This window comes from Arcticibacter svalbardensis MN12-7, from assembly GCF_000403135.1.
Classification (GTDB): Bacteria; Bacteroidota; Bacteroidia; order Sphingobacteriales; family Sphingobacteriaceae; genus Arcticibacter; species Arcticibacter svalbardensis.
In genome coordinates this window covers 1-7,360 of record NZ_AQPN01000037.1, presented here as the reverse complement: position 1 = coordinate 7,360, position 7,360 = coordinate 1, and the positions used below count along the sequence as shown (strand labels likewise).

Annotated in this window: 6 protein-coding genes; all 6 read right to left on the bottom strand. The window is 36.3% G+C overall.

All coding sequences use genetic code 11. The annotated features are described in order from the left end of the window. Positions 1–537, bottom strand: a 537-nt coding sequence (locus ADIARSV_RS04175) for a hypothetical protein (RefSeq protein WP_040299047.1), incomplete at its 3' end; no start/stop codon positions are given. A gap of 1 nt (position 538) precedes the next feature. Beyond that, complete coding sequence (locus ADIARSV_RS04170; protein ID WP_016194145.1) at positions 539–1,966, bottom strand: proton-conducting transporter transmembrane domain-containing protein; 1,428 nt, start codon at positions 1,964–1,966, stop codon at positions 539–541. A gap of 6 nt (positions 1,967–1,972) precedes the next feature. Further along, positions 1,973–2,329, bottom strand: coding sequence for a hydrogenase-4 component E (locus tag ADIARSV_RS04165; RefSeq protein WP_016194144.1), 357 nt, complete (start codon positions 2,327–2,329; stop codon positions 1,973–1,975). 285 nt (positions 2,330–2,614) lie between these two features. Further along, complete coding sequence (locus ADIARSV_RS04155; RefSeq protein ID WP_052016944.1) at positions 2,615–3,529, bottom strand: respiratory chain complex I subunit 1 family protein; 915 nt, start codon at positions 3,527–3,529, stop codon at positions 2,615–2,617. Positions 3,530–3,544: 15 nt separating this feature from the next. Further along, positions 3,545–5,545 carry a proton-conducting transporter transmembrane domain-containing protein gene (locus ADIARSV_RS04150; protein ID WP_040299042.1) on the bottom strand — a complete coding sequence of 667 codons (2,001 nt, stop codon included), beginning with the start codon at positions 5,543–5,545 and terminating at the stop codon, positions 3,545–3,547. Between the two features lie 638 nt (positions 5,546–6,183). Then, positions 6,184–7,360, bottom strand: a 1,177-nt coding sequence (locus tag ADIARSV_RS04145) for an MBL fold metallo-hydrolase (protein WP_316929486.1), incomplete at its 5' end; no start/stop codon positions are given.

The following is a 7,360-nucleotide window of genomic DNA, read 5'->3' as shown; positions in this document are numbered from 1 at the left end:
CTGATACCCAAGCTGAATTTCCAGATGAAGAATCTGCTCGCCATTGCAAATGAAACGAAAGTGTCCCGGCTCAATAATCCCGGCATGTATTGGCCCTACACCAACTTCGTGCAATTCTTCGCTATGGATTTGATAAAAGGGATAATTGGAAATCGTGTTTTCTTGATTAGGCCGATCAATAGGATATCGGACAGGTTTTAACCAGGGATGATCATAATAAGGGATTGCGAAATTTTCATGAAGCTCGCGTTCAAATAGATGAAAACAAAGTTTTCGTGCAGTAAAAGATGTTAATGGCTCCTGCCTATCTTTTTCAATTACCGAAGAGGATACGTAAATATTTTGTTTCGCATCATCAGCAATGCAGCATATCAGTTTAATTGTATTTAATACCGGAAATCCATAATAATTTACACAATGATTAGCATCTTCCTTAACCAACGAAATATTTAACTCCAGGAACTCAGGGTATGCCAATACTGGAATATCCTGCAAGGGAATGGTCTGATTGTTTTTTAAGGTGATAAAATTTTCCATGTTATTTAGGTAAATTCTGAATAGCCACGTGAATAAGATTGATCAATACAGTAGGAGTATTAACCCCAATATAAATGACAAACCCAAGAAAAACAAGTTGACTTAGTGATTCTATTACTGGAATTTTTTTAACATCAGTATCATTAAATCCAATAGGTTTAATGAAGATCATCCTGAATATAGTTTTTCCCAACGACCAGATGATCAAGGTTAGCAGCAACAATATAATTGCCAGTAACCAAAAATGGTTCGCCTCAAACAGAGCAGTAAAGATTAGAAATTCGCTCACAAACATCCCTGAAGGAGGCATAGCGGTGACCACAAAAAAGCCTAATAACAAGATCATCGATCCCGTAGGATTGTATCTAAAATAGTCTCCAGCATCATAAACGCTTTTACTTTTATAAATCCGGTAGACCTGACCGATTTGGAAAAACATAGCTGATTTGGTAAAGGAGTGTAGTATCAGATGTAGAATCGCTGCATAATACCCGATGCCACCTGCAGCCAGTCCCAACATAATCAGCCCCATATGTTCTACGCTGGAATACGCAAACATTCGTTTAAAATTCTTCACCTTCAACATGTAAACAGTTGCTACAAAAACAGACAATACACCTGAAATGAGAAGAATTTGATTAGTCCAGGGTAAAATAGAGGTGTGACTAATGATTTCATATAAACGAAAGATCCCAACAAAACCCATATTAATGAGTACACTACTAAACAATGCACCAGCAGGTGAAGGAGCTTTATCTTTTGCATCGATCCCTGCGGTATACATAGGCACCAAACTTGCTTTAGAGGTAAATCCAGTAAAGACAAAAAGGAAAGACAACTTCAGCCAGAACACGTTAAGAGTAGGAGCCTGACTAAATAATACCTTATAATTCAGATCTTTAATACCATCTTGCTGAATAGCTAGTGTAAGAAAAAGTATTCCAATAAAAACCAAAGTTATACTGATAGTACACACAAATAGATATTTCCAGGTGCCCTCAATGGTATGCAGGTTTCTCCGGTGATAAATTAGTGCAGATGAACTTAGTGTTGTCAATTCAACAAAAATCCAGGTAATGGCAATATGATTAGACAAATAGGCAGCACTTAATGCAGTAAGCAAAAGCACCATAGCCGCAAAGTAAATGCTCCTTTCTCGGGGGATATCTTTTCCCGTTTCAAAATAGACATAACTATGCCATAAAGCAGGTCCGCAGATCAAACTTAACGTAACCAGGAAGATAATTCCCAAAGCGTCCGGCGTAAAGTACTCCAGTTGTACCTCATTCAGATGAACATATTCGTAAATGGTTAATGTGCATTGTAAAACAAAATACAAACTAACTAAGGAATAATGAAGCTTCTTATTCCTGTTAAAGAATAAAGACAAACTAATGAATACTGCACCAATAAGATAGATTCCAATCATTGTCCCTTAATCTTTTAAACTACTTAACTGGTCCACATCCTGCTCTCCAATCATGTCACCTATTTTATTTACAAAAACCCCTAACAATAATACACTGACAAAAATATCGAGCAATATTCCAATGTTAACCAGGAATGGCATTTCAGCACCAACAGCCAGGGATAAAACAAATACTCCATTTTCAATGATCAGGAAACCCATGACATGGGTAATAATCTTTTTACGGGAGATAATGAAGTACATCCCAGTAAACAATGCAGATAAAGCAGTGACAAAAAAGATCTTCCTAACATGCGGATCGCCTATTGTATTTGCTAAAAGAAATGATCCGATAATGATGCTTGTGATAATGACGACCGACATAAAGTCGGGCAGAAAAGGCTCAGCCTCATGCGTAATCTTATTTTTTTAATGATATAGCTTAAAAAATAAGGGATCATAAGGGTTTTAAACACAACAGTTTCCAGCAATACAAACAGTAGGTTAATTACGTTGATTTCGATCAGTTCAATAAAGGCCACACCAAATAATAGAATGCCCTGAATACTTAAAACCCGGATATAGGTACTCAATCTCTTTGACAAGCCCAGTTGAACCAGGGTAATAATGAATGCGATTAAAATAATGTTAGTCATTTTCTTCTATTCTTTAAGCAATTTTCCCAAGCATGAGCATTACTCCCAGAAAAATAAGTAAGGTAACTGAGGTAAGTGTAAAAATATATTGAGGATTATGGTTTAGTCTAAACCGCGCCATAAATGATTCAATAAAACCAACAAGTACCGCAAATAAGACTTGAGTTAAGATAAAAATGGGAATGGTGTAGTATAACTCTGATCCTGGAGTAAGAAAAAAGTTTGAGATGATGGCACCATACATGGCAAACTTCAAATTAGAAGCATGCAGTAGCAGTCCTAAATCAAAACCACTGTTATCCAGGATCATCACCTCGTGTACCATTGTCAGTTCCAGATGAGTTTTAGGGTCATCTACCGGCATACGGCTATTCTCAATTAAAGCAATGATGACAAAGACAAACGCAGCAAGGAAACCCACTGCATAAGAAATGTAGGTGTAGAAATGTAAGGAGCCAAAAATCCCCTGAAAGGACGTATGGCCGGTTAACAAGGCAAATGAAGCCATCAGGATAAAAAATGCAGGTTCAGCTAACATAGAATACAAAGCTTCTCTGCTCGCACCCATACCTTCCAAACTATTTCCAGTATCTAAAGCAGATATAATATTAAAGAATTTTCCAATCGTTAGCAGATAAGCAAAAAAGACAAAATCACCGTTAAAAGAAATAAGTCCTGCATGATTACCTAAGGGAATCATTGTTATCGCTAGAATTATGGAAACAAAATAGACTGTCGGAGCAATTTGAAAGATGAAACTGCTGGTATTGCTGTAAACAGAGCCTTTACGAAATAGTCGCCATTCATCCTTAAGTGGTTGAAAGATGCCTGGACCTTTACGACCGGCAAAAACACTTTTAGTACGGATGACAATCCCACCAAAAAAGCAGCTTACCATTAAAATTAATAAAAAAATAAGTATTCCCATGGTCATACCTCTAAACTATATTAAATTCAAAAATGTGGCTGCAATGAATACCAAAATAAACAGGAGTCCATACAGTATGTACATCTGGGTTCTTCCATTATGGATAAAAGAGAAATAATTCATCAATCTTAACAGACGTTTATCCAACGGATCTATAATACGCGTCTCAAAGAACTCATTGTAATGCGATATATAATGCGTTTCAGTAGTAGGGAACACATCCGTATCCTGTAGTTCTCTGTATTCCTTTTTTTCATCTGTGAAAACAGAAAACATTTTTGCAAGCGTTTTTGTAAATGATTTTCCAGTGTATTGCATGCGTGGGTTAGGTACAATATAGGCACAGCCCCAGGTAGGTCCATAAATAACCTCAGTAGCTTTTGTCCGGCGTGAACGAATAAAATACAGCAGGGCAACCAGGACAATCAACAAGAAAGAAATCCGGCCAACCATCATTAAAGTAGGATCTAACACAGCCAGGGCAGGAGAAGGAAGATATGCTGAATTAAAAACCTGTACGACCGGCTGGATAATTAGTAATAGATAATTGGGAAAAATTCCAATCAGCAACATAATTCCAATCATAATCCCAATTGGAATTTGCATAATAACAGATACCTCCTTAGGAGGATGATCAAAAGATTTCCTAGGAGATCCCAGAAAAATAGTTCCAAACGATTTAGTAAAAGTGAGCATAGAAATGCCACCAACAATAGCCAGAACGGCAATACTTAAAATCATCAGTACATTCAATTCCACATTCGGAGATTTCATTCCATCCAATAAACCAGTATAAATAAGAAATTCTGAAATGAAACCATTAAAAGGAGGCAAGCCTCCAATCGCTAAGGAACCACATAAAAATGCGATGGCCGTTACCGGCATTACTTTAATTAAGCCACCCAACTGTTCCATATTACGGGTATGTGTTTGCTGATAAATATTTCCTGCAGTAAAAAACAAAAGAGCTTTGTAGAGCGAATGGTTTAGAGTATGTAATAATGCAGCACTGAATCCAAGATAAAATAAATAATCATTGCCAGTGCCTTTACCTATTAATCCCAGCCCTATTCCCATTCCTATGATTCCTATATTTTCAATAGTACAAAAAGCAAGCATTTTCTTATAATCACGATGTACTGCAGCGTTTAAAATTCCATAAAAAGAAGTAAGCAGAGAAAGGATCAGCATAGCAATACCTATTCGCAACCATTCGGAATCAAGGTAAGTGATTATCCGGAGTATGCCGTAAATACCCATTTTTACAATTACTCCAGACATAATGCCGGATATATGGGAAGGAGAGGCAGGATGCGCATGTGGCAGCCAGGTATGCAGTGGTAAAAACCCTGCTTTAAAACCAAAGCCAATAAAGAAAATCAGAAACAAAATGATTGGACTATTGTGACTAAAATAAGTACCTATTGCAGCAAAGTCAAATGAGCCTTCTGCGATATAAACCCATATAAAACCAACAGACAGCAGGGCAACACCCATATGCATTTGCACCAGATAGATCAAACCGGCCCTAAGGGTTTCGGACTTTTGATGTTCAAAAATGATTAACAACAGGCAAGAAATAGACATTATTTCCCAAACCAATAAAAAGGCAAGACCATTTTGAACCATACATACCCAAATTAAAGCAGTGTGCAAAATCACATACATGATCCAATGAAGCGTTATATTGTTTTTCTGATCCTTGTAGCTACTCATATAACCGATCCCATAAAACGACCCACAAAGACAGGTTAGATTGATTATCAGTATAAACCAGGCAGAGAGAGGATCAATTCGCAGGAGTACAGTTCCTATTGGATAATTTAAAAATACTTCCGCTTCAACAATATGATGAAAGCATAATACCTGTATGGCAGGTATAGAAGAAATCAGTGCTGTTAAAAAGACCAGGATAAACGCTCCTGCTGATTTGTTTTTCTCGGGTAATAAGGGAATGGCAATCAGACTAATTAAAGAGGGAATTAATGTTCCGAAAATCAAATAGAATGGATCCATTTACTGTATATAAAATCTTCTTTAAAAAAGCTTATTGTAGAATATTTTGATTAAAATTTAAATTATTCTACTTAACAAATATACGTTTTTTCAAATTAGCTTAGTTCACACAAGTAATTAGTTAATTTTTCTCAAGATCTTACTTGTTTATTCTTTTCCAAAATAAATGAATATCCATGCAAAAAATCTAACTTACAAATGAATAAAGTGGTGTTGTGCTAGATCAAATATAGCAATCATTCACTTCTTAAGCTTTTTACAGGATTGACCAATGCTGCATGCAACGCTTTAAAACTAGTGGTGATAATAGTAATTTAAGTGGCCAGTACTGCAGCAATACCAAAAGTCCACCAGCTAATCGAAGTACAATAAGCGAAATTCTGCAACCAGTTATGCATCAAAATAAAACATAAAGGAATAGCAATAAGAGATGCTATCACTACCAGTATCAAAAAATCACTTGATAACATGGAAACAATATTGCCAGCTGTAGCACCAATTATAGGATATGATCCTTTTTAAGATTTGCTTTATCGCAAGAAGAAACTAAAAATAATAAGGTAATAACAAAGAGGTTGGCTAAGGCTTTCATAATTTATATTTATCACTATTACGACAACATAGCCAAATAGGCTACATTAGTTTACTCCTTTCCACCACTGGGTAAAACTCTGTTTATCATCCATTAAATCAACGACTTCTCCTATCATTGGTGTAACCAGGGGAATGCTTTCCGATTGAGCAAGTTTAGTTATTTCTTTTAGCGGTTCATCCCATGGATGGTTAGCCAATGCGAATTTGGAAGAATGAACAGGAAAAACTCTTCTAGCTTTTAGATCTTTTGATGCTTGAAGCACTTCCTGTGAGGTCATGTGAATATATTTCCACCCATCACCATATTGTCCATTCTCTAAAATCGCCAGGTCAATAGGGCCAAATTTCTTTCCGATCTCTGTAAAATGCGTATCATACCCACTATCCCCGCCTATGAATATTTTAAGTGCAGGTGTTTTCAATACATAAGACATCCATAAACTACCATTGCGTTTAAATGTTCTTCCTGAAAAATGACGCCCAGAAACTGTGTTGACTATAAAACCATCGCCCAAATCAATCTGTTGATCCCAGTCTTTTTCAATAATATTTTCTGCTGAGTAACCCCAATATTCGAGATGAGACCCTACACCAAGTCCACAGATTACCTTTTTTACTTTTGACCTTAACTTCATTATCGTTTTAAAATCCAGATGGTCATAATGGTCATGCGAGATAAACAAGTAGTCTATTTCAGGCAGGTCATCAACAGTATAGATATCCGCTCCTTTAAATGCTTTACCACCACCTGGTACTGGTGAAATGCTTCCACTAAAAACCGGGTCAATAAGAAACCGTTTATTCGCGATCTGCATAAAATAAGAAGAGTGTCCAAACCAGACCAATACATCTTTATCCGGGGGAAGATTTAGCAAATCAGTTTTAACAGAGGGCAAGGAATCCACTGGACACAACCTTGGATTTACTTTAAATATGAATTCATACAATATCATAGAGTAGCTATAGCCTTTTGTTAGTTGAGGAGTATTATGAATATTCTGGAATGCCCCGTCTTTATAATTTGGCGATTGTTTCATAAGTTCCAGACGTTTTCCTGAAGGACTTTTACCAAATTGAGGTTGGCGCATAAAAATCAGGATAGCAAAAGCTATCAGAAACACAGTAGTAAATAGAATCGCCATTATTTTAATTAATCTTTTTCGCATATATAAATCCTCACAATCAAAGAATCCTGTCTTGATTGTCAGGTAAATTAATAAA